This is a genomic window from Variovorax sp. 10N432 (genome assembly GCF_056394465.1).
The window spans coordinates 1-2,250 of record NZ_JBFTHX010000106.1; the positions used below are offsets into that span (position 1 = coordinate 1).

1 protein-coding gene is annotated in these 2,250 nt (G+C 56.2%); it reads left to right on the top strand.

Features of this window, described 5'->3' with window-relative positions; genetic code table 11:
• The first annotated feature begins 202 nt into the window (after positions 1-202).
• Positions 203-1,267: a LacI family DNA-binding transcriptional regulator gene (locus tag AC1DF3_RS36795; RefSeq protein WP_478142783.1), complete on the top strand. Its 1,065-nt coding sequence runs from the start codon at positions 203-205 to the stop codon at positions 1,265-1,267.
• Positions 1,268-2,250: the final 983 nt, after the last annotated feature.

Consider the following 2,250-nt stretch of genomic DNA (forward strand, 5'->3'; position numbering starts at 1 on the left):
TGTCGCTCAGGCAGGGTCTGAATCTCGCCCACGTCAGGATTAGTCGGCGACGTGCGAAAGGGCGTGGTGAATGTCATGGGTGCTTCCTATGAGGTATCGTTGCGCCTGGCATTCTAGGAAAAACAAAGAGCAAAGGCAAACGTTTGCACGAAGGACACACTAGACAATGCGTCGTTTCTCATTTTCCCCCTAGGTCAGCTCTATGAAAACCAAACGGGCAAYGCTAAAGGATGTGGCTGAGCATGTTGGCGTCCACTACTCCACTGTGTCGCGTGCGCTTGATCCAAGAAGCAGCCATCGCATTACCGACGAGGTGAGAACACGGATTCAAGAGGCTGTTGAGCAGCTTGGATATCGCCACAACGGTGCCGCCGTGAGCTTGCGAACCAATGCCACCAAGACCATCGGCATCGTTGTGCCGGACATCACCAACATGCTCTTTCCGCCAATCATCAGAGGCATCGAGGATACGATTTCGAAGAGCAACTATGTTGCGATGATTGGCAATACGGACGATGACCCCGAGCGCGAACGTTTGCTGATCGGCACATTCTTGCGTCGAGGTGTCGAAGGCTTAGTGGTTGCCAGCGCTTTGCGCGAAGATGCAGCCATATCAGGGCTCCCTTCTCAGGGGACACCGATTGTTACTGTAAACAGCGCGGTGGAGAACGAGCAGATATCGTCGGTGGTCAACGCCGATCGTAAAGGTATTGGCGCACTGCTGCGCCACCTCGTCGATCTCGGGCATCGACGCATCGCCTATATCTCGGGACCGACTTCCTGGTCTACCGGGCGCGACCGACTTGCCGCGTATCTCTACTGGGCAAAAAGGCTCAAGATCGACACGGACAGAAACTTGATTGTCTATAGTCAGGGCTATCGGGAAGCCGAGGGCGAGGCATGCGCAGACACCCTTGTTTCAAGTGGCGTCCGCTTTACAGCCCTTATGGGTGCTAACGATTTGTTGGCCATGGGCGCGATTACCGCGCTTCATCGGCGCGGCCTTCGCTGCCCACAGGATGTCTCTGTGACTGGCTTCAACGACATTCCGCTATCGGCAAGGTGGACCCCTTCACTCACGACCGCTCGCATTCAGCCCTACCTGGCGGGGCAAACAGCAGCCCGAATTCTCCTTGCGAATATGGAATTTTCGTCGGATTTCCAGCCGCAGCACGTTGTATTGCCCGCTGATCTGGTGATTCGCGAATCTACGGCGCAGCCGAGAGGCATTCTCGAGGTCCCACGCTCACGGGGCCGAACGAGTTAGCGACACCATATGCTAGTACAACATCCCTGAAATAACTTTCATTAAAATGAATGGTGATGTAAGCTCGATGCAACTCGCATTCGCTCTCTCCAACCTGGATGACAGTAGAGCATGGGAGATGCCTGATTCATATAAGTTCCGTCAAGAACAGAACACTACACTAGGCGCTGCCTTCTTTGAGACCGAGACTCGGCACGTCGAGCTTTTGCGGCGCACCGGCTGCCCGTGCCTCCTTGGCCTTCCCTCTTCTCTAAGCCTCGCTCGCCCTTCATCCGAGCGAGGTTGGGCAAATGTTGCTGTCGCACGCGGGTCGCATTCGATCGATCCCGGCTATCAAGTAAGTCGCGACGACATGTTTTCTTAGCCAGATGCGCGCACCGCCTTCACCGAATTCGCGCCGACGAGACTTGGCCGCAGGACATGCAGATTGTGCGCGCTGCAGCGTACCTCGCCAGTTCGTTGGAGACAGGAGGCGCAGACAGACAGCGGCTCGCCGTTCTGTTCGCAGGTCTGCGCAGAGCTGGGCATCCGTCATAAGTGCGCGCGAATGGACTGCCCACAGACCACCGGCAGGCCGAACGATTTCATCCAGTCGGCCGAACGAAAGTTGGCCTTTGGCTTCACCTAGCAGCACGCCAGCAAGCGCACGGCCCCACTGAACTACTGGAGTCACGACTGTAATTGGCACTTCCCCCATCAACGAATCGGCAGTGCCGCTCCCCTGTGGAGATTCAACAAATCAACAACAACCATTTCACTCTTCACAGTTAGAGTGCTCGCATTGCCGACTTCGAGGCTCCTGGCAAGTGATTGCCGTGCCTCGAAGGCGCTCGGCATCAGTTTCGGTGCCTGGGGAAGACAGCCATCATCTCCAGTTCGACGCGCGCACCGGGCGTGGAAAGCTGATTGATGCACACAGTCGTACTCACCGGCGACCAAGTGCCGAAGTACTCCTTCATCACCTCGACCATCCCGTCCATATC